This is a genomic window from Streptomyces sp. NPDC001406 (assembly GCF_042895285.1).
Lineage (GTDB): Bacteria > Actinomycetota > Actinomycetes > Streptomycetales > Streptomycetaceae > Streptomyces.
This window is the reverse complement of the sequence record NZ_JBIAWG010000009.1, coordinates 363,335-385,050: the sequence shown is the minus strand read 5'-3', so window position 1 is coordinate 385,050 and position 21,716 is coordinate 363,335. Positions and strand designations below refer to the sequence as shown.

Genomic DNA, 21,716 nt, shown 5'->3' with positions numbered 1-21,716 from the left:
CGGTACGGGTGGTGGTCGTCGGCAGGGGAAGCGGCGCGGTCCTCGACAGCGGAGGAGGCGCGGCCGTCGGCGGGTGAAGGGGCGCGGTCACCGGCGGCGTCCCTTCCGGCCGGTCCGGGTGGTGAGTTCCTCGTACGCCGGAGCGTCTCCCGCCCTGACGCGGTCCCAGGCGCGGGCGAACAGCTCGGGCACCGCAAGGAGCGGCACGGCGCGGCCGGTGACCGGGTAGAGGCCCTCCTTCCAGGTCTCCACCGGCACCGCGGGGGCCTTGAGGTCGTACCAGCCGCAGGGCAGGAACAGGGTGCGCCCGGCGCGCGGCCGCTTGGCCTCGACGACCAGGCCGGTCGCGGCCAGTTCGGCGCGGGCCTTCTTCATACGGGCGGGCTTCCAGCCGGTCCAGCGGGCGCAGTTGCGGTCCGTCGGATCGGGCAGCGCCAGCAACTGGAGGTAGAGCGCCGCCGCGTCCTCGCCCAGGCCGTGGGCCGCGGCGACCTCGGTGACGAGAGCAGGCACGCTCGTGCTCGCGTCCTGGGCGTGGCCCGTGGGCCCCTCGCTGTCCGTGCCCGCCGCGAGGGCCCGGGCGAGGTCGTCGCCGAGGATGGTCCGCAGCGCCCGCACACCGCCCCGGCGCGCCGGGGCCACCAGGCCCTCGACGAGCCCGAGGACCGCGTCGTCCGGGCCGGTGAGCCCGGCCGGGCGGACCAGGACCGTCTCGGTGTCGCCGTACCAGGGACGCAGCACGAGTGCCTCGCCGAGCCGGGTGAAACCGTACGCGTCGGCGCCTCCGGTGGCGGGCAGGCCGTACGCCTTGCGGAGTTCGACGGCGGTCGGCCCGCCCTTCTCCGTCCACTCGATGTCGAGGTCGACGAGCAGTTCCGGGTCGGCGACGCGGCGGCGCAGGGCGGCCAGGCCGTCCGGCAGGGCGGCACGCAGGGGATGCCCGTACGGCAGGGTGTAGGCGAGCTGGGCCAGGGCGTCGACGGCACGGGTGAGGTCGTACCGCCCGGGAAGCGCCGCGGGGTCCGCCGCGACGAGGTTGCCGTCCTTGTCGGGGCGTTGGACCGTGGTGCGGCTGAGCCAAGGAGTGCGCGCGGGGTTGAGCAGGGCCTCGGCGGAGCCGACGGACATTCCGGAGAGGCCGGCGGCGACCTCCTCGGGCAGCCGGACGAACGAGCCGAGCCGCTCGGTCCACACCCGTCCCGCGGCCGCCGTGTCCGGTCCGGCCGTCCACAGGTCGGCGGGGTCCTCGGGCAGCAGGGCCCCGAGCAGCGCCGCCCGGTCGTGCCGGTCCACCGAGCCCAGCATGCCGTTGCCGAAGTCCCTCTGCCGCGGCTTGAGTCCCATGGTGACCAGGCCCTCGGCGCCGGGCGCGTGCGGCTGTCCGGCGAGCAGCACGGTGGCCTGGACCGGGCCCAGCCCGCCGCCCGTCGCCGCGGCGAGCGCCTCGGGTGCCTCGGGCCGCCAGGGGGCCGCGCCCTTGTCCCGGAGCAGCCGGGTGACATCGGCGAGCCGCTCGGCGGTGATCGCCGAGGTGTGCCTGGTCTCGGTCTCCAGCGTGAAGTGGGCGACCGCGCCGAACGCGCCGGACGGATCGTGGTCCAGGGCCAGCCAGTTGACGCGTTCCCGTTGGCCGTCGATGCTCTGGCAGCCTAGGAGCACGACGGTACGGCCGGCACGGCGCAGCACCTGACCGGCACGCTGCTGCCTGTCGTGCGGTTCGCTGAGCACGATCTCGCGGAGCGTTCCCGCGGGGGTCGCCAGCGGCCCTTCGGCGATCGCCTCGAACAGCAGGAGCAGCGGCTCGCGTTGGTCGTCGGTCAGGGCGGGCGAGGCGGCCCGGTAGGCGAGCGGGCGCAGCGTGCTCAGCACGGACGGCCACACCATGCCGATGCCGGGGACGGTGTGCTCGTCGCTGCGCCAGCCGTCGGTGAGGACGGCGAGTCGCTCTCCGGGCAGCGGCTTGCCGTCGGCGGGCTTGCCAAAGAGCACGTGGTTCACCGCGCGGATCTGCTGGAGCACGCTCCAGCGTTCGCCGCCCCACCAGCCGTTCAGCTCGGCGATGCCCGTGGTGGCGTCGTGCAGCGTCCGGTCCTCGCCGTGCCGGGGCTTGTAGTCGGCGAACATGCCGTCGGTGCGGTTGGCGGGCTGGAGCGGCCGCTGCTGGGGCGGGGTCACGAAGGCGGTGGCGGACTCGGCGATGCGCAGCGCCGAGCGGACCAGGGCGGCGACGCCCATGAGGAGCCGCATGTCGGTGAGTTCCGGCAGGGCGTCGCGCACGGCGCGCAGAGCGACCTCGTCCGCGGGCGGTACGGCCGGCTTGGCGTCGGAGGCCTGTCCGGCCGTCCGTCCGTGGAGGTTCTGTCCGGCCGCCGCTGCGCCGGACGCCGCCGTGCCGGACGCCGCCGTGCCGGCCGCCGTCGCGCCGGAGCCGCCCGCCCGGGCGATCCGCTCCTGCCGTTCGGCCAGGGCCGCGGCGGTGACCCGCAGCACCTCGGCCGCCCGTTCGTCGGTGAGGGCGCGCAGCACCGCCGACCCCCGCTCGTCGCGGGTGCGCAGGGCGTGCCAGAAGGCGATGGGGGGCACGAACCGGGTGCCGGCGGCGAACTCCCCACCCCGCTCGTGCGGCGTCACACGGCCGAGCTCTCCGGTGGAGGAGGTGTCGTCGGCCGCGAACAGGGAGACCCGCATGTTGACGCGCGCGACGACCGGCTCGGCCCCGCCGGGCAGCCGCAGCGCGCCCAGCGGAACACCGCGCACCCGGCCCCGCTCCACCGGCAGCGTGACGGTCCGGCCGTCCGGGGTACCGGCGACCATGCATGCCTCGGCGTCCGTCCCCTCCTGGCGCACCCAGCGGCCGAGGACCGTGCCGTCGGTGCCGAAGGGGCTGTGCTCCAGGCCGGGTTGCAGGGGCAGGACCTCGCAGCCGCCGAGCTGCAGGGACGCGTCCTCGCGGATGCCGGCCCGCAGGAAGGCGGGGAGCGAGGCACGTCCGTGCGTGCCCGTGCCGGGGTCGTACTCCAGCCACACCGTCTGCCGGCCCTGTCGGCCCTGGCGCCAGTACGTCGTGCCGTCGCCGATCACGGACCGGGTGGGCGGCAGGACGGTGTCGCCGGCGTGCAGGGTCCGGCCGCCGGTGGCGCGGCCGCCGCCGGGCAGCGGGATCGACGGGGTGCCGGTGTCGTTGCCGGACCACCAGGTGGGGATCTGCTCGCCGCCGAGGGTGAACACCTCGGTCGGCCGGGCGGACCAGTAGGCGGACTGCTTGCTGCCCTGCCGCCACATCACGAGCAGTTCGCCGTCGGTGTAGCGGAAGCGGGGGCGCTGCCAGCGGTCCAGGTCCGCGGGGAGACGCAGGTCGTGTTCGAGCAGGATCTTGTCCGGGCCGACGACGACCGCCTTGTGCGGGCGCGCGAGGATCAGCGCGGGCCAGGCCTCGGTGACGGTCAGCGTGTTGTCCTCGCCGTTTTCGGGCTTGGTGTCGAGCAGCCGCAGGGCCTCCTCCAGAGCGGGCCAGCCCAGCTCGTCCAGGATGCCCGCGCGCAGGGTGCGGCCGAGCAGCGGCGCGACCCGGTGCTCCGCGACCGCGGCGACGGCGAGCGGACCGACCTCGGCGGCCACACCGCGGAACGGGCGCAGCCGCTCCAGTGCCGTGCGGGCGCCGGGCAGGCCCACCGAGCCGGCGAACTCCTTGGCCGAGGCCTCCAGCCACTCGCGCAGTACGTCGCGGAGCACGGGGTGCTCGGCGGCCTTCAGCAGGTCGGTGGCCGAACGGTGGTCGCCCAGGGTGCCCACCGCCTGGAACAGCAGGGCGTGCAGCCGCGGATCCGCCGCGGTGGCGACCAGGTCGCGCCGCTCGTCCCGGGAGCCGCGCAGCCAGCCGTCGAGGCCCAGGTGCACGTCCACGCCGGCGTCGGGAAGGGTGAGCGGAACGTCCTCCGCCGCGCACAGGTCCAGCAGGTCCAGCTCGGCACCGTCGCGCCAGCGGCCGGTGAAGAGGTCGACCGCCCGGCCGTCGGCCCGCAGCCGGGGCGCCATCCGTGCGACCAGCGCGAGCGTGGCCGGGGAACGCTTGGAGACCGCCCCGCCGTGCTTGCGGTGCAGAGCCCAACGGCTCAGCCAGTCCGCGGCGTCGACCTCGTCCCCGTCCGTCAGCAGCCGCTCGGCCCCGCACTCCGCGAGCAGGGCCAGCCAGAACTCGTCGTCCGCGACCTCGCGGCCCAGCCCGGCCGGCATGATCTCCAGCAGCCGGGCCCGGACGGCCGGCCGGCGTTCCGCGAGGTCCGGCAGGACGGAGCGGTAGGCGGTCCAGAAGGAGGCGGGCGCCCGGACGGCGGCGGGGGAGGCGATCAGGTCGGCGACGAGGCCGCACTCCTCGGTGACCCGGTCCAGACCGGCCGCCTTGATCAGGCCCCGGGCGTCCTGCGGCAGCGAGGCGTACGGCGGCATGCCCGCCGCGCAGCGCTCCACCGTCAGCTGCCGGAACTGCGCCCATGCGGTCGCGGGGTCGAGGCGGCGGGCGAGGTCCTTCACATACTCCTTGAGCGCCTTGACCGTCAGCGCGCCCGCGAACGCGAACTCCAGGAACACGGCGCGCTGCCGCTCCTCGTCCACGGTGAGGGCGTGCACCCGCTCGGCCTCGCGCGCCTTGCCGAAGAAGGCGGCGGCGTACGTGGTGTGCTCGTGCTGGAGGAAGACCCGGGCCGCCTGCTCGTAGAAGGTGGGCAGGAAGTGCGGCACGGTGCGGCCGAGCCGGGTGCCGAGCTCCTCGAAGCCGTCCTTGGCGTTGCCCGGACGGGACTTGGCCTGCCGGGCGAGCCGCTCGACGTCCTTGACCAGGGCCAGCGCGTGGTGCCCGTTGGCCGGGTCGTTGACCAGCGCCCAGGCGGGAAAGCCCAGGGCCTCCCGGCGCACCTGGCCGACCTCGGGGGTCTTTGGTTCCCGGGCCAGTCCGAGGAACTCCAGGGCCAGGTCCTCGGCCTCGCCGAGGGTGCCGGGCACCAGCCGGACCACACTCCGCTCCGCCAGGGCCGGGTGGGTGTAGGTGCGCACGGTGAGGACGTCCGCGTCCTCCCGGGAGGTGCTGCCCGGCGGCAGGACGGCGCCGGCGTCGAGCAGCGCGGCCACGGTGGTCCCGTCGTATGTCGTCGTGGTCGTCATGCCGCCCGCTCCTCGTCCTCGATGTCCCGCCCCGCGTACAGCGCCGCCGCCATGCGCATGCCCTCCGACCAGGCCACCGGCCCGACCTGACCGAGCTTCAGCGCCCGGCCCGCGGAGTCCGTCCACATGAGGGGACCGGTCTCCGTCTCCTCGTAGCCGTCGTAGTCGCCGATCCACACGCGGGCCTCGGTGCCGCGGCCGTCCTCCAGCACGGAGCAGACGGCGTGTCCCCCGCGCACGCGGTAGCCCAGCTGCGCCGCCCTGCCGTGCAGGAACCGCAGCTCCTTGAACGCCCCGCCCGCGTACTTTTCGACCTGTGTGCCCTCGGCGTCGAGCGCGGCCGGGCGGTGCCACACCTCGCGGAAGAGCTGCTGGGCGCGCTGCTCGACGCCGAGTTCGACGGCGAACTCCCGCAGCTCCTCCAGGTCGTCGAGGAGCACCGGGTGCGGGATGCGGACGAGGTCGGGGGTGATGCGCACGGTGTCGCCGTCGAGGTCGACCAGACCGAGCCCGCGCTCGGGGTCGGCGTCCCTCAGGAACCCGGCGACCTCTCCGTCGGCGCCCGTGACGACGACGTCGCGCAGGGCGGACCGCCAGGCGGGGTCCGGCCAGACCCCGGCGAGGACGGCGAGCGGCACCGGGAGCGAGCGCACCATCCACCGCTCGACATCGGCCAGGCACTGGCGGTCGTGCCGCTCCAGCCACTCGGCGAGCTGCCGCAGCCCGGTCACCGTGGGATCGTCCGCGAGTTTGGCCGGAACGGACTTCAGCCGTCGTCCGGCGGCGTTGCGGCACACCACCTTTCCGTCGTCGAGGGCGACCTCGTAGTCGCCCGCCGGAACCCACCCCATACGTGCCTCCCCGCACCGCAGTGATCAAGTGACGGGAACTGTAGGGGAGGCCACTGACAATGCCCCGGGTCGGTGGAGGCGACGGTCCGTGGAGGTGACCCCGGCGGAATCGGCCACCGTGGATTGTGTACGACTGGAGAAGGCCTGGAGATGGTGTGCGGGCCCGCGCGCCACCGTCGGCACGGTGTCCTCCGGGGTTCCCGGGAGCGCCGGGATCCGACCGCCTTCCTGCGCGGACGGCCTCTGTGCAGAAGCTGTGGACCGGCTGTCGAGGGCGCGCGGGTGTGGCGTGTGAATACCGGGAGTTGACCTTCACGAAACCTTTTCCCGGGGTGGCCGGAAGGTGCCTTGTTCCGTCAACTCCACGCACATCAAGGTGGATTGAGCACTTGAGCATCAGGAGTCACAAGCACGTTGCTTGACCCGGACCACCGACCGGACCGGGTGCTGACGGGGGAAACTGATGCGGTGCGTTCGGCCGCCGTCGCCCTGCGCGCGGGGCCGTTTGCCGCGCCGAATCCGGAACACATTCCTCCACCAACTGTCTCTTGGTGTCTTCGTCCGGTGCCCGAGACAGGATAGGAGGGGGAAAGCCGATGAGCGCGGTGAGCGCCGCCAAGCCGACGTATCCCGGCGTCTACGTCGAAGAGCTTCCCAGCAGCACCCGCACGATCTCGACCCTGACCACGTCGGTGACGGCCTTTGTGGGCCACACCCGGCGAGGTCCGCTGAACGAGCCGGTACGCGTCACCAGCTTCGCGGAGTTCGAGCGCCGCTTCGGCGGACTGAGCGCCCGCAGCGCCGTCGGCTACGCGGTGCACCAGTTCTTCGGCAACGGCGGCACCGTCGCCGTCATCGTCCGGGTCACCAAGGCCGGCAGCGGCAAGGCCGCCTGCGTCACCCTGGAGTCCACCGAGGGCCACAGCGAGAGCAGGGTCCTGGAGGTGCACGCCAAGGAGCCCGGTGTCTGGGGCAACGGGCTGCGCGTCGCCGTCGACCACGACACACCGTGCCCCGACGACACGTTCAACCTGCGGGTGTACGACGCCAGGGGAGACGCCCGGGAGAGCTTCACCGGCCTGTCCATGGACCCGTCCAACGGCCGCTACGCGCAGACCGTGATCAACGCCGGCTCCCGGCTGATCCGCGTCGAGGTCGTCGGCGAGGGCCGCCCCGACCCGTCCGGCACGGTCTCCAAGCCGTTCGGGCACGAACTGCCCGACCTCACCGTCGACCTGACCGTCAAGATCGGTGACGTGGAGCGCGAGTTCACGCTCTACGACCCCGACCGCGACGGCGAAGCCCCGTGCACCGTGGCCGAGTTGGCCCTGCTCCTGGAGCGCAAGCTGCGCGCGCTGCCGGACGCCCCGGGCAAGCACGCCTTCGCCGGTGCGGAGGTCACCGCCTTCGGCCGGCGCATCCAGGTCGTCGCGGGCTCCACCGACCCCGAGGACGTCGTCCGCTTCCTCGGCGAGTGCGCCAACGACCTCGGCCTGGAGGCCTCCGTCAACCCGCCCGTCTTCCCGCTGGAGGGCGGCGAGGACGGCGAGGCCCCCGGACCGCGCGACCTCATCGGCTCCGAGGCCGACAAGACCGGCATCCAGGCGCTGCGCGGGGTCGCCGACGTCAACCTCCTCGTCCTGCCCGAGCTGGCGGCGTACGAGAAGACCGAGGACGCGATCACGGTCGTGTCCGCCGCCCAGCGGCTGTGCCAGGAGCGGCGGATCTTCCTGCTCGTCGACGCCCCCGGCACCTGGGTCAGCGTGGACACGGCACGCGCCGGAATCGCCGCCTTCGACGCCGTACGCGGCAACCACGCCGGCCTGTACTTCCCGCACCTCCAGCTCACCGACCCGCTCACCGGGCGGCTGCGCTCCTTCCCGCCCTCGGGAGCCGTCGCGGGCGTCATCGCGCGCACCGACTCCGAGCGCGGCGTGTGGAAGGCACCGGCCGGCACCGAGGCCCGGCTCGCCGGCGTCCACTCGCTCACGGTCAACCTGACCGACCGCGAGACCGGACTGCTCAACCCGCTCGGCGTCAACTGCCTGCGCACCTTCCCGATGACCGGCCCGCTGGTGTGGGGCGCCCGCACCCTGGAGGGGTCCGACGCGCTCGACAGCGAGTGGAAGTACGTCCCCGTGCGCCGTCTCGCGCTGCACGTCGAGGAGAGCCTGCAACGCGGCCTGCAGTGGGTGGTGTTCGAGCCCAACGACGAGAACCTGTGGCAGCAGATCCGGCTCAGCGCCTCCTCGTTCCTGCACACGCTGTTCCGGCAGGGCGCCTTCAAGGGCGGCACCCCGCGCGAGGCCTACTTCGTCAAGTGCGACAGCGACACGACGACCGACGAGGACGTCGCAAACGGCGTCGTCAACGTCCTCGTCGGCATCGCACCGGTCCGCCCGGCGGAGTTCGTGATCGTCAAAATCCAGCAGACCTCCGCGCAGTTCGAGCTGTAGGCCCCGGGAATCTTGGAGAACTGAAGGAATCCGATGGCAGAGTTCACCGTCAACGCCCATCGTTTCGACCCCTACAAGAACTTCAAGTTCCTGGTCCTGTGGGACGGTCGTACGGTCGCCGGCATCAGCAAGATCAGTCCGCTGAAGCGGACCACCGAGGTCGTCAAGCACCGCCACGGCGGAGACCCGTCCTCCCCGCGCAAGTCGCCGGGACGCTCCGAGTTCGAGGGCATCACCCTGGAGCGCGGCGTCACCCACGACCCCGAGTTCGACCGCTGGGCCAACAAGGTGTGGCAGGTCGGCGCCGGACTCGGCTCCGAGGTGTCCCTCGCCGACTTCCGCAAGGACATCGTCATCCAGGTCCTCAACGAGGCGGGCCAGGTCGCCGTCTCGCACAAGCTGTACCGGACCTGGCCCAGCGAGTACCAGGTGCTCGGCGAACTGGACGCCAACGCCAACGCGGTGGCCATCCAGTCGCTGAAGCTGGAGTGCGAGGGCTGGGAGCGGGACTACGAGGTGCCCGAGCCCGAGGAGCCCTCCTTCCTCAACCCGGCGTGAGGCGGCGGTAGTCGAGGAAATCGGGGGGAGACATGGCGATCACCGGGGCGGCCGGGCTGCTGGCCACCTGGGAGGCGGGACTCGCCGAGGCGCCCGCCGGACGCGCAGTGCTGCTGCACGGCACGGCGCGTCCGGACCTCGACCCCGCCGCACTGCCGACGGTGCCGGTGGGCGAACGCGAGTCCGACCTGTTCGCACTGCGCCGGGCGCTGTTCGGCGAGCGCATGCAGGTACGGATGGAGTGCCACGCGTGCGGTGCGGACATGGAGTTCGACCTGGACGCCGGGGAGTTCGCCAAGTCACTGGTCGCGGCGGGGGAGTCGGTCGTCCGGCTGTCGGAGGACGGCTGGGACCTCGCGTTCCGGCTCCCCGCCCCCGCCGACCTGACGGCGGCGGCCCGGGCCGCCGACCCGCGCGCCGCGCTGCTCGCCCGCTGTCTGGTCTCGGCGGTCCGCGACGGGAGCGCCGTGACCGCCGACGCCCTTCCGGCGCCGGTGCAGCGGCGGATCGCCGATGCCGTCGAGGCGGCCGACCCGGGCGCCGACGTGACGCTCAACGTCGGCTGCCCCGAGTGCGGCGCGGCCACCCGCGCCGAACTCGACATCGCCTCCTACCTGTGGACCGAACTGGACGCCTGGGCACGGGACGTGCTCCTCGACGTCCACCTGCTCGCCACCGCCTACGGCTGGAGCGAGCCGGAGATCCTGGCGCTCAGCCCGCTGCGGCGCCGCTACTACCTGGAGCTGTGTGCGGATGTCTGACTCCTCCTCGGGGGCGCCGCCGGCGGAGCCCGACTTCCTCGACCGGCTGATCGCCCGGCACGCCGCCCCACGACCGGACACGGTCCGGGTACGACCCCGGCTGCCCGGACCGTTCGAGCGGGTGGAGGCGGTACGGTCCCGGACCGCGGACCCCGACGCCACCGACCCGGTGACTGGGCCGTCCGCCCTGCCGACTGCCGTACCGGACCGGGACGCGCCGCGCCCGGCAGCCGCCGAGGTCCGGCGGCACACGGAACGGGAGCGGACCGTCGTACACACAGAGCGCGCCCCCGCCGAGCCCCAGGCGCGCCCCGCCTCGCCCCTCGCGGCACAGACGCCGCTGCTGCGTCCCGTCGCGCCCCTGGCGCCGGGACCGCTGTCGACGCCCCGGACCGGGCCGCGCACGTCCGGGCGAGGCCGCCCGGAACCGGGCGTGGACCGGCCCGCGGCGTCCGCGCCCATCCCCCTGGGCACGGACGCCGCTCCCCCCACCGTCGTGTCCGCGGCACCACGCCCCACCGCCGCGGACACGGCGGCGGCCCGCGACGCCGTCCGGCTGGCCGCCGCCCGACGGCCGGCGCGGACACCCGAGCAGGTGGTGCAGGTACAGATCGGGCGCCTGGAGGTGACGGCCGGCCGGCCGGGCACCGGGGCACGGCAGCCGGCGCGGCGCGGCGAGCGGCCGGGGGCCGCCGTGAGCCTGGCGGACTACTTGTCCCGGGGGCGCGAGTGAGCCGCACCGGCAGTGACAACGGCAGGACCGGCAACACGAGAGGAACCGAGGAACTGACGTCATGAGCAACGCACTCGCCATCGCCCATGTCAGCCAGGCCCTCGCCCTGCTGATCGAGTCCCATCTGCGGCCGGAGATCGACATGGGCGTCAAGGTGGAGCCGCGCAAGCCGCCCGCCGAACCGCCGGCGGACCCCACCATCTCCGTGTTCCTGTACCAGGTCACGCCCAACACCTCGCAGCGCAACAACGACCTGCCGACGCGCGCGTCCGACGGCACGCTGGTGCGCCGGGCCAGTGCCGCGCTCGACCTGCACTATGTGATCAGCGCGTACGGCGACGAGACCGAGCTGGTCGGGCAGCGGCTCATCGGCTCCGTGGTGCGCACCCTGCACGAGACGCCGATCCTGCCCCGGGACATCATCGAACTCGCCGGTGAGCGCCCCTACTTGACGGGCAGCAATCTCGCGGAGGCGGCGCAGCGGGTGCGGTTCACGCCGATGGTGATGGACGTCGACGAGACGTCGAAGCTGTGGGGGATGCTCTACCAGACCCCCTACGCGCTGTCGGTGGTCTACCAGGCCTCCCTCGTCTTCATCGACGGCCGCGAGACGCCCGTCCCGGCGAAGCGGGTGGAACGGTCCGAGGTCCGGGTGCTGCCGTTCGGTGCGCCGGGCGCGCCGGTCCCTCCGGGGCCCGGGCCGCGTACCGACGAGCCCTCCGGCGGTTCGGACGGGCCGGACGGGTCGGGTGACGCGGATGGGCCGGACGCCGGGGCGACCGACGCGGGGAAGGCCGCGAAGGCACCGGCGAAGGCCGTGGCCAGGTCCGCGGCCAAGGCGCCGGCGCGTCCGCGCAAGGCGGCGGTGCCGCCGGTCAAGGCCGCGACGAAGCAGGCGAAGACCGCGAAGGCCGTGAAGTCCGCGAAGACGGCGAAGACGGTGCGGACGACCGAGAGCGCGCCGCCCGCCGAGCCCACGGACCCGGGCTCCGCAGCGGGCACGGGCGGCGACGAGGACACGGAGAACTGAGGCGACGTTGGGGCCGACGGGGGCAGGTGAGCACATGGGGACATACGAGGCGAGCACCGCGGAGACGGGCGACGGCAGCGCGGCGCTGAGCGCCGGGATCCGCCGCGTCCTGGCATGCGTCGACACCCACGCGGCACGCGCCACCACCGCACCGGACGCGGCGGCCGGCGTGGGTGCCGGTTCCGTGGCCGAAGCGACCGGCGGATCCGACGCGGACGCACCGGACGACGCATCCGGTGCCCCCGCCGGTGTCCGGCGCCGTGCCGGTGGTGTGCGCCAGAACGCCGTCGTGCCCGCCGTCCCGGCCCCCGCCCTGCTCGACGCCCTCGTCACCTGTTTCGGGCTCACCCCTTTCGAGCGTGACCTCGTTCTGCTCACCGCCGCCTACGAGTTGGAGCCCACGGCCGGTGCCCGGTGCGCCGCGGCCGCCGGTGACCCGGGGCGGGCCCACCCCACCTTCTCGCTCGCCCTGGCCGCGCTTGACGGTCCGCACTGGAGCGCGCTCACACCCGTGGCGCCGCTCAGGCGCTGGCGGATCGTCGAACTGGAGGACGAGACACGGCTGACCACCTCCCGGCTACGGCTGGACGAGCGCATCCTGCACTTCCTGCTGGGCTCGCCCCACCTGGACGCCCGGCTGCACGGGCAGGTGCGCCGCACCCCGGTGCCGGACGCACTGCCACCGTCGTACGACCTCGCCGCGAGCCGGCTCGCCGAGGGCTGGACCGAGGGCGGCCGCGCTCCGGGCGCACCCCTGCTCGTCGAGGTCACCGGCGGCGACCTGCGCAGCCGCGCCGACCTCGCCGCCGCGGCGGCCGCCCGGTCGGGGCTCGGGCTGTACGCGATGAACGCCGAGGACATCCCGACCGATCCCGCCGAGCGCGACCGGCTGGCCCGGCTGTGGCAGCGGGAGGCGATCCTGCTGCCCGCCGTGCTCCTCGTAGAGGTGGGCGAGCTGGACCGCGATCAGCGGGCGGCCGTCGAGGCCTTCCTGGCCGGTGCCGCCGTACCGGTCGTCGTGTCGAGCGAGGACCCGCTGCGCACCGAGCGCCCGCACGCCGTCCGCGTGGCCGTGCCCCGGCTCGATGACGACGAGCAACTCGCCCTGTGGGCCGATGCGTTCGAGGAGGTCGCCGACCTGGAGGAGAGCGAACTGCGGTCACTGGTGGCGCAGTTCCAGTTGCCGCCGCACGTCGTCGGTTCCGTGGCGGCCACCGTGCGCCGCCGGCTGCCGTACGAGGACGAACTCGACGCCGCCGCCCTTGCCTGGCGCTCCGGTCTCGACGAGGCCCGGATCGGCATGGACGAGTTGGGCCGCCGGATCGAGCCGCAGGCCGGCTGGGGCGATCTGGTGCTGCACGAGCGGCAGACGGCCGTACTGCGGGAGATCGTCGCCCACGTGCGGCAACGCGCCACCGTCCACCAGGAATGGGGCTTCGCCGCGACCCTGCGCCGCGGCCTCGGCGTCACCGCCCTGTTCGCGGGCGGCTCCGGCACCGGCAAGACGCTCGCCGCCGAGGTCATGGCGCGCGAGCTGGGCCTCGACCTGTTCGTCGTCGACCTCTCCCAGGTCGTCAGCAAGTACATCGGCGAGACCGAGAAGAACCTCCGGCGGGTCTTCGACGCCGCCGAACGCGGCGGTGCGCTGCTCCTGTTCGACGAGGCGGACGCCCTCTTCGGCAAGCGCAGCGAGGTCAAGGACAGCCACGACCGGTACGCCAACCTCGAAGTCAGCTATCTGCTCATGCGCATGGAGGCCTACCGGGGCCTCGCCATCCTCACCACCAACATGAAGCAGGCCCTGGACACCGCCTTCCTGCGGCGCATCCGCTTCGTCGTCGACTTCCCCTTCCCGGCCGAGCACGAACGCGCCGAGATCTGGCGCCGCGTGCTGCCACCACAGGCCCCGGTCAAGGACATCGACCACGCCCTCCTCGCCCGGCTCGCCGTGGCCGGCGGCTCGATCCGTAACATCGCCCTGTCCGGTGCGTTCCTGGCGGCCGAGGAGGGCGACCGGCTGCAGATGCGGCACATGCTCGCGGCCGCCCGCACCGAGTACCTCAAACTGGAGCGCTCGCTGACACCCTCGGAGGTGCGCGGATGGGTGTGAACAGGCAGCCCTCGGCGATCCGCGTGGAGATCGGCGAACTCGTCCTCGACGGCTTCCGGGTGGATCCGGACCGGGTCTCGGCCGCTTTCGAGGGCGAGTTGGCCCGGCTGGTCCGGGAACAGGGCGTCCCCCTGGCGGCGAACGGCACCGTGACCGTCGACGCGCTGACCGGTCTTCCCCCGCTGCCCGCCGGGCTGTCCGCACGACGGCTCGGCCAGGAGCTGGCGCGCGCGGTGCACCAGGGACTCAGCGGCCACGGGGAGGTGACCCCGTGACCTCACAGGCGCAGCAGGCCGGTTCGGAGCAGGCCGCCGAACAGCGCCGTCGCAAGCGCAAGGAGCGGGCCGCCAAGTCCCGCGCCCCCGAACCGAAGAACATCGTCAGCGGCGCGGGCCAGCCGCTCGACCCCGGCGTCCGCCGCGAGCTGGAGGAACAACTCGGCCACGACCTCGGCCGCGTACGGCTGCACACCGGCCGCGACGCCGCACAGCTGGCGGAACTGCTCGGGGCGGACGCGGTCGCCGTCGGCCAGGACATCCTCTTCCGCGACGGCGCCTTCAAACCCGGCACCGACGAGGGCCGCCGGCTGCTCGCCCATGAGCTGCTGCACACCGTGCAGAACCCGCATGGGCTGGGGGCGTTGCGGGCGGGGCGGGAGCCGGGCGCGGTGAGCATGCCGCAGCAGGCGATCGAGCGGGAGGCGGAGTCGGCGGCGCAGGATCTCGTACGACCCGAGCCCGCGCCGGCCGCCGATTCCGCACCGCAGGTGGAGCAGGGGCAGGCGACCCCCGGCTGGCTGCGCTACGCGACCGTCCACGCGGACCGTACGCGTGCCGAGCGCGTCGACCCGGAAACGCTGGTGGACCGTCTGGCCAACGACGTCCTGCGGTCCCTGCGCGGCGACCCCGAGGACGCCTCCGGGCGGGTACGCCAGCACCTGGGGCGGATGTCTCCCGATCTGCAGGACCTGGTCCTCGACCGACTGGAGATCCGGCTGCCCACCCCGGATCACGACCGGCTGCTCGACCTGGTCGACGAGGTCGAGGAGGGCCCGCTTCCCTTGGAGGCGGGCACGGCTCCGCACGCCTTGCCGGACGCGGCCGAGGAGCTGGAGCAGGACCGCGAGAGCGCCGAGTCCGCATGGCAGGCGCGGCTGGAGAGCGCCGAGCAGCTGGAGGACGAGCGGATCGCGGAGGCTCAGCGGCGCAAGGCCGAGGACCCGGGGGCCTTCGAGCAGGCGAGGAAGGACGGGAGCGCCGGTGCCTCCCCCGCGGCCGGCCCCGATGCCGGGACGGTCCCGGAGCCGGGCGCGTCCCTTGCCGCGTCCGCAGCGTCTGCCTCTTCCTCGACGGACTCCCAGGAGGCCAAGCCCCCTCAGGTGGCGGACGGTTCGGCCGATGCCGCCCAACAGGACGGGGGCGGCGATGCCCGGGGACGGTCCGCCGCGCCCGGGAAGGACGCCGGTTCGGGGTCGCGGGAGTCGCAGACCCCGGCGGCGCCCGCCCGCGCCGCCGCCAAGGATTCACCGGCTCGTCCGGTCGGCGCGGTACGGCCGGAACCGGTGGACAGGAGCGCGGCCGAACGGGACGACACCCGTACCCCGGCCGAGGAGGAGGCGGCGCCCGGCACCGATCAGGACCCCGACGACGAGCCGCTGGGCCTGGACGAGAGCGGTGCGGCAGAGGCCCTCGCCGAGCTGGAGAACCTCCTCGACGAGTCCGAGGACGAGGCCGACGCGGAGCCGGAACGCAGTCCCCGACCCGAGGAGGACACCGCGCCGCTCTCGGGCGACACCAGCACGGTCAACGCGGCAGCCCCGGGCGGGACTTCGGCCGCCGACGCGGAGAACGGCGCGCGCAGCCGTCCGCCCGAGCCCCGTGTGACCGCGGATGAGGCCGAGGAACTCGCCTCCACCCTGGAGGAGGACGGCCCGCAGGAGGACACCGCCGACGACGTGCCCGAGGCGGCGGACGAGCCTGCCGACCAGCAGGTCGGCCCCGACCCGGAGAGCGAGACGGCCGACCGTCCGGAACCCGTCGCGGGCCCGGACGCGGACGACGACGGCGCCGACCGGGCCGACCGGGCCGACCGGGCCGACCGAGCGGAGGACCGCGACCTGGCGGCCGAGACGCGCCGTGCCAACGAGCGGGCGGGCGGGGGCGGTTCCGACGGCACCGCCGAGGGTACGGCGGGCGCACCGGGGAAGCTGGCCCGTGCGGACGAGGACGCCCGGGGCCAGGAGACGGGCAGCCCCTCCGGAGGCGGCGGCACCACGAGCGGTGGTTCCACGGCTCCCGCACCGAAGAAGGCTCCGGAGGCAGTGGCGAGTTCACCGGCTCCGGCCGTCGCGAGCTCCCCCGGCCCGGCGGCCGGCGGCGACACCGGTGTCGGTGACCAGGCCGTCGAGGTGGAGTCGGCGACGCCGCGGACCGAGGTCCCGCCGCGGCACGAGCCCGCACGCCAGGACGATGACACGCCCGTCGTCGCCAAGGCGGCGGCCCCCAGGGGAAGGAGCGGCGGGAGCCGTGCTCCGGGCGGAGGGGGCGGCGGTCGCGCGGGAGGCACCGCCGACAAGACCAAGAAGCAGGCCGCCGCTGCCGATGTCGGCAACGCCACCCCCGAGGCCGGTCTCGCCGTGGCCGAGAGCCTCCAGCCACACCTGGCGCTCACCGCTCTCAAGGGCGTCGACACGGCCGTCGGCCGTTCGGTGGACAAGGAGCGAGGCTCCCTGAAGGACGCCCCGCCCAGCATGGCGCGGCCCGTCGGCTCGCCCACGACCGTGCACGGCGGACCGAAGCCCGGCGAGCCGGGCGCCTACACCTCGGAGCAGGTCCGCGAGACGCAGGCGGCGCAGGGCAACACCCCTCAGATCCAGGGGGAGAAGACCCCCGAAGGCGAGTTGCCCGGCGCGAACATGAAGGAGCCGGGCTGGTGGGACATCACCATCGCGATCGGCGGCGCGCTCGCACGGAAGCTGCTGTCCCATCTGCTGCCGCTCCACAAGCTCACCGACTCGATCAACGATCTGCCCACCACCGACAAGGGACTTCAGGGCGCCAAGGTCGGTGACGCGCCCAAGCTGCCGCTGAAGGACGACTCCGACCCGGAGCGCACGGACAAGCAGAGCCGGCTGCTCGACGACAAGAGCGCCGAACTGCACGAGTCCGGCCGCGACGACGCGGCCCGCCCGATGGGCGAGGACCAGATCTACCCGGACGTGCCCAAGGAGACCCTCACCGCGAAACTCGGCGGCGGCAAGGCGCAGCCCGGCGCCGACGGCGGGCCGCCCGGCAGTCCCGGCGCCGGCCTGCCCCCCGAGGCGGTCTCGGCCGTCGCCGAGCACGAGCAGGGCCCCCAGATCAAGCAGGCCTTCGGGCAGGCGCGGCAGAAGATGACCACCGCGCGCAAGGAGAAGGACGACAAGGCCCGGCAGGACCGCAGCCAGTACGAGCGGGACGTACGGCGCGAGGTGGACGCCAACGCCAAGGACCAGGCGGACGCCCGCGGCCAGGGCCGTTCCGACATCGCCGGCTCCCGGGACAGCTGGCGCAAGGAGCAGGACGACAAGCTCAGCGAGGTCGACGGCAAGAAGAGCAAGAAGTTCACCAAGGTCCGCAAGGACATCAAGGACAAGCAGGACAAGACCGATCAGGACGTCGATCAGCGGACCAAGGACGACCAGAAGAAGATCGACGACCAGCGCACGGGGTCCGAGAAGGACGTTCAGCAGAAGCGGGACGACGGGAAGAAGGACTCCGGGAACTGGTTCGAGAAGGGCCTGAACTGGATCAAGGACCAGTTCAAGAAGCTCAAGCAGGCCATCAAGGACGTCTTCGAGAAGGCCCGCAACTACGTCAAGGGCGTCATCGACGACTTCAAGAAGCAGGTCTTCAAGTTCATCGACGACGCCCGCAAGTGGGTCATCGACCAGATCAACGCCTTCGCGGACGAGCTGATCCGGCTCGGTGACGACCTGCTCAAGGACTATCCGGCGATGCAGGCCAAGTGGCGTCGGACCATCAACGGACTGCGCGACGCCGCCGTCCGGAAGGTCAACGAGGCCGCGGACAAGCTCAAGAAGATCGCCGGCACCCTGATCGACGCGTTCGGCGGCATGCTGCTGGCCGGCCTCGACCTCATGGAACAGGGACTGCTGGCCGCCGTGAACCTCGCGGAGACGGTCACGGTCAAGGCCATGGAGCTGGGCTCGGCGATCCTGAACAGCCTGGGCGAATGGGCGGCCATCGCGACGGACATCCTGTCCGACCCGGGGGGCTGGCTGGGCAAGGCCAAGGACGCCGCGGTCGTCGGCGCCAAGGAACACCTGTTCACGGAGATCAAGGCCGCCGTCCGGGAGTGGTTCAACCAGAAGATCCAGCAGCTCATCGGCATCCCGATGGAGATGTTCAACCGGCTGATCAGCGGGGGCGTCTCCAAGGAGGAGATGGCCAAGATGGCCTGGGACGAGGTCGTCCCCCAACTCCCCATGATCATCGGCGAGCTGATCGTGACCAAGGTGGTCGCGAAGCTGATCCCTGGTGCCGGCTGGGTGATGGCCGTCATCGACGCGCTCAAGACGGCGTACGAGGCGCTGAGTTCGGTCCTGCGGGCGTTCGGCCTGTTCATGAACTTCCTGAAGTCCGTCAAGAGCGGCCAGGGCGCGTTGCCGTTCGCCAAGGCGGTGGCCTCCGGTGTCGTGGCCCTGCTGGAACTGATCTACCAGTGGCTGGTCGCCGGCATCGGCAAGTACCTCGGCAAGGTGGCCCGCACGCTCAGGGAGCGCGCCGGGAAGCTGTTCGGCAAGGGCCGACCCGGGGGTGGCGGGAAGTCGGGGTCCGGTGGCGAGCATGCCCCGAAGAAGGACGCCCAGCAGCCCCGGAAGGACGACCCGGCCGCGCGGACGGCCGCTCCCAAGCCGAACCGTCCCGACCCTGCGCCCACACCCGGCCGGAAGCCCGAACCGCCGTCCTCGAAGCCCAAGGAGAAGCGGGACGACGAGGACCGCCGCAGGGACGGCCGCTACGTCAACTCCGCCAACCGGGGCGTGAAGGATGCGGCCCACGACGCGAAGTCCCCGTCCCGACCGTCACCCACCCGCCCCGGGGACCGCGGCCCCGAACGCCCCTCCACTCGCCGCCCCGACGGCCGCCGACCCGGCGACAAGACCCCGGACAAGTCCAGGCCCGGAACCAAGCACCCGGACGGGAAGCACCCCGACACCGGCCGGCCGGGCGACAAGCACCGCCCCGACCTCCGCAAACCGGACCGCGACCCCAAGCGCGACCGCACCGGCAAGGACCGGGACCACAAGGACCACACGAAGACCCCGAACCGCCGCCGCCCGCTCCAGCGTGTCAAAAACGCCGTCAGCAAGGCCCTCGCCAAGGTCCGCCGCGCCTCCCGCGCCCTGCTCGGCAAGGCCCGAGACCTGCGCAACAGGCTCCGCAACCTGGCGAAGCGGCTGCGGGAGAAGTGGCAGCGGATGAAGGACCGGCTGCTCGGGCGGCAGAAGCGCGAGCGGGACCGGCGGAACCGGGACAAGCAGCAGGACCAGACACGCGGCTACGAGATGCCCAAGGTCCGGTTCCACGACCAGCAGGGTGAACTGCACACCCTGCTGTACCGAGGCCGTGGGCGTGGCGCCGAACTGATGGTGCGCAGCAATCCGGCTGCGATCCGCTCCTATCTGGCGGCCTGGGCGAAGGACATCAAACCGATCCAGGACACGCCGCGAGGCCGAACCCAAGAAGCGATCCGGATCCAGGCGGAAGGCGCTTTGCTGCATGTGACCGAGACACAGAAGCTGCTCCCTCCGACCGTGACGCGCGCTGAGTACCAGCGGGTCATGTCCGTGCGCAACCGGCTGCACACCCAGATGGAGCGGCTTGCGTACCTCCTGGAACAGCGCGAGTTCCCCGACGACAAGCCGCCGTTGCTGGAGACCATCATGCCGAAGTTCCAGGATGGGATCCGGGGTCGTGGCTTCGAGGTCACAGGCATCAACAAGAACATCAAGCGAGGCGAGATCTCCACCCAGGCTCGTTCGGGCAACCCTCTCGGCTGGGACACGCTGCCGAGCACCGACAACACCTGGGTGCGAATGCACCTCCTCACCGAACGGCTCGAGGGCCCCGCAAAGGGGTCCAACCTGGTGCCGGCGCCCGGTTCGGAAGTGAACACCAAGTTCGCGTTCCGGCTGGAACTTCCGGCTCACCGCGCCGTCGTGGTCGACAAGAACGAGGACATGATCTGGTACAAGGTCGACGTCGCGTTCCATTCGGATGACCGGGCCAACCCGGACTACCCCTACCCGAAGTTCATCGGAATGAGGTGGGGTGGCTACGAGGTCAAGAACAGGACGTGGGTCAGAAAACCGACCAAGATGTCCTACGAGCGCGACAACATCGAGAAGCCGGGCCGCTATGCGAAATTCAACATCAACGGCCGAAGTCCGGCGCGGATCGTCCGAAAGTTTGGTGTGACTCCGGTGTTCGCGAAGGCAGTCGTTCTGCGGGCGCCCTATCGCGACTTCGTGGACCTCGGACTGAGTATGACGAAATACAAGAGGTCCCTACCCGCGGGTCAGCTCACCAGCTTCAAAGACGACCTGCAAAAACTGGAAAACCGCCAGAACGAACTTCGCTACAACTGACCCCGGAGAATCATGTGCCCGAACTGACCGACCAGGAGGGGCGTTTCCTGGCCCTCCTCGATGAACTGAACGACGCCCCTGGTGTGGACGTCCTTTTCGAAGAGAGGGGGCGCGTCGACGAGTACATCGGCGATGCCGACGAGGCCTTCGAACTGATCGCCGAGGAGAGGGGAGTCCTCCTGGATTCCTCGCTGCGTCGCAGTTATCTACGGTTCGCAGGACTGTCCAGTCACTGGGCCGTCGAACGGCCCGGCCTGTACCTGACCGGAGAATTTTCCCTGCGGCACATTGCCGCGGCAATGCTTGTGCCAGGCGTGGAACCTGCCGTCGACGAGCCGTCCGAGCAGGAGAGTCGGCTCTACACCGAACTGCGACCTTTCGACGAACACCCCAGAGGGGGTGGTGGCACCCTTGCCGCCTTGCGTGTCCCGCCGGGGGTGACGGTTCCCGAGGTCTGGTACTACCACGCCACACGGGGGATCTTCCGCATGGACATCGGATACCCGGAATACCTGGACGCCTTGCTCGTCACCAAAGGGGCCTACGGATGGCAATACCTCTTCACAGAGGTCGCGTTCGACGATATCGACTTCCAGGGTGCCGCAGAGAACATCCACAACATGCTGCAGGTGTTCCCGGAAATCTTCCCTGACCATGACTACACGCCTTTCGCGAGGCGACTTGCGGAGCGCCTGGGCAAAGAAGGTGGAGACAGGGCATGACCCGCTACGCCGACATCCCCAAACCCATCCGCTCCGGCATAGTCGTGGTGGCCCCCGACACCGGCACCCCCCAGCGGATCATCGTCCTTCAGTTCAACCCCGACACCCTGGAGCGCAGCATCGCGCCCCAGTCCGCCGGGGACAGCGGTGACGGTGGTGCTGGTGGTACCGGTAGCGGGGACCGGAACGAGGCCCTGCGTCTCAAAGGGCCCGCCCAGGAGACCTGGAAGTTCACCGCCGAGATCGACGCCACCGATCAGCTGGAGATCGCCGCGCCCGACGGAATCCACCCGCAACTCGCCACCCTCGAAATGCTCGTGCAGCCGACCACCGCGCAACTGCGGGCCGCGAGCAAGCTGACGCAGCAGGGGACCATCGAGATCAGCCCGATCGAGATGCCGCTGACGCTGTTCACCTGGGGGAGCAAGCGGGTGATGCCCGTGCGGCTGACCGAGGTGACGATCAATGAGTCCGCCTTCGACGTGAACCTCAATCCGATACGGGCCTCGCTCAGCATCGGTATGAAGATCCTCACCGTCAGCGACCTGCCCGCAGGGCACCGCGGTGCCGACCTGTACATGGCCCACCTCGCGCAGAAGGAGCGGCTCGCCGCCGCCGCGCGGGGCGGCAGCCTGGGTGCCCTCGGGCTCGGGGGCAGCGATCTCGTGACCGGAAGGGGCTGACCC

General features: G+C 72.4%; 12 protein-coding genes. 10 read left to right on the top strand and 2 right to left on the bottom strand.

The genetic code is table 11. From position 1 onward, the window contains the following. Positions 1–87: 87 nt before the first annotated feature. A complete protein-coding gene (locus tag ACFY1J_RS23830; RefSeq protein ID WP_390731825.1) occupies positions 88–5,157 on the bottom strand; it encodes a hypothetical protein in 5,070 nt (1,689 codons plus the stop codon). Further along, positions 5,154–6,008 carry a DUF4132 domain-containing protein gene (locus ACFY1J_RS23825; RefSeq protein ID WP_390710505.1) on the bottom strand — a complete coding sequence of 285 codons (855 nt, stop codon included), beginning with the start codon at positions 6,006–6,008 and terminating at the stop codon, positions 5,154–5,156. The genes ACFY1J_RS23830 and ACFY1J_RS23825 overlap by 4 nt, the downstream gene beginning before the upstream one ends. Positions 6,009–6,604: 596 nt before the next feature. Here ACFY1J_RS23825 and ACFY1J_RS23820 point away from each other — a divergent pair. From ACFY1J_RS23820 to ACFY1J_RS23775, 10 genes are all read left to right on the top strand, one after another. Further along, complete coding sequence (locus ACFY1J_RS23820; protein WP_390710506.1) at positions 6,605–8,464, top strand: phage tail sheath family protein; 1,860 nt, start codon at positions 6,605–6,607, stop codon at positions 8,462–8,464. Positions 8,465–8,497: 33 nt separating this feature from the next. After that, entirely contained in the window at positions 8,498–9,022 is a 525-nt protein-coding gene (locus ACFY1J_RS23815) for a phage tail protein (RefSeq protein WP_004003113.1), read from the top strand. Positions 9,023–9,054: 32 nt separating this feature from the next. Further along, complete coding sequence (locus ACFY1J_RS23810; protein ID WP_390710507.1) at positions 9,055–9,783, top strand: hypothetical protein; 729 nt, start codon at positions 9,055–9,057, stop codon at positions 9,781–9,783. Further along, the gene (locus ACFY1J_RS23805; protein ID WP_390710508.1) at positions 9,776–10,516 is read left to right on the top strand and encodes a hypothetical protein; all 741 of its coding nucleotides are present in this window, start codon (positions 9,776–9,778) and stop codon (positions 10,514–10,516) included. Before ACFY1J_RS23810 ends, ACFY1J_RS23805 begins: the two co-directional genes overlap by 8 nt. Positions 10,517–10,577: 61 nt before the next feature. After that, positions 10,578–11,546 (top strand): Pvc16 family protein, encoded by a 969-nt coding sequence (locus tag ACFY1J_RS23800; protein ID WP_390731824.1) that lies wholly within the window; start codon positions 10,578–10,580, stop codon positions 11,544–11,546. A gap of 34 nt (positions 11,547–11,580) precedes the next feature. Further along, the gene (locus ACFY1J_RS23795; RefSeq protein ID WP_390710510.1) at positions 11,581–13,656 is read left to right on the top strand and encodes an ATP-binding protein; all 2,076 of its coding nucleotides are present in this window, start codon (positions 11,581–11,583) and stop codon (positions 13,654–13,656) included. Then, the gene (locus ACFY1J_RS23790; RefSeq protein ID WP_390710511.1) at positions 13,647–13,931 is read left to right on the top strand and encodes a hypothetical protein; all 285 of its coding nucleotides are present in this window, start codon (positions 13,647–13,649) and stop codon (positions 13,929–13,931) included. The genes ACFY1J_RS23795 and ACFY1J_RS23790 overlap by 10 nt, the downstream gene beginning before the upstream one ends. Next, positions 13,928–20,308, top strand: a complete 6,381-nt coding sequence (locus ACFY1J_RS23785) for a DUF4157 domain-containing protein (RefSeq protein ID WP_390710512.1) — start codon at positions 13,928–13,930, stop codon at positions 20,306–20,308. Before ACFY1J_RS23790 ends, ACFY1J_RS23785 begins: the two co-directional genes overlap by 4 nt. Before the next feature lie 14 nt (positions 20,309–20,322). Beyond that, entirely contained in the window at positions 20,323–21,030 is a 708-nt protein-coding gene (locus tag ACFY1J_RS23780) for a hypothetical protein (RefSeq protein WP_390710513.1), read from the top strand. Beyond that, positions 21,027–21,713 (top strand): hypothetical protein, encoded by a 687-nt coding sequence (locus tag ACFY1J_RS23775; protein WP_390731823.1) that lies wholly within the window; start codon positions 21,027–21,029, stop codon positions 21,711–21,713. Before ACFY1J_RS23780 ends, ACFY1J_RS23775 begins: the two co-directional genes overlap by 4 nt. Positions 21,714–21,716 lie beyond the last annotated feature (3 nt).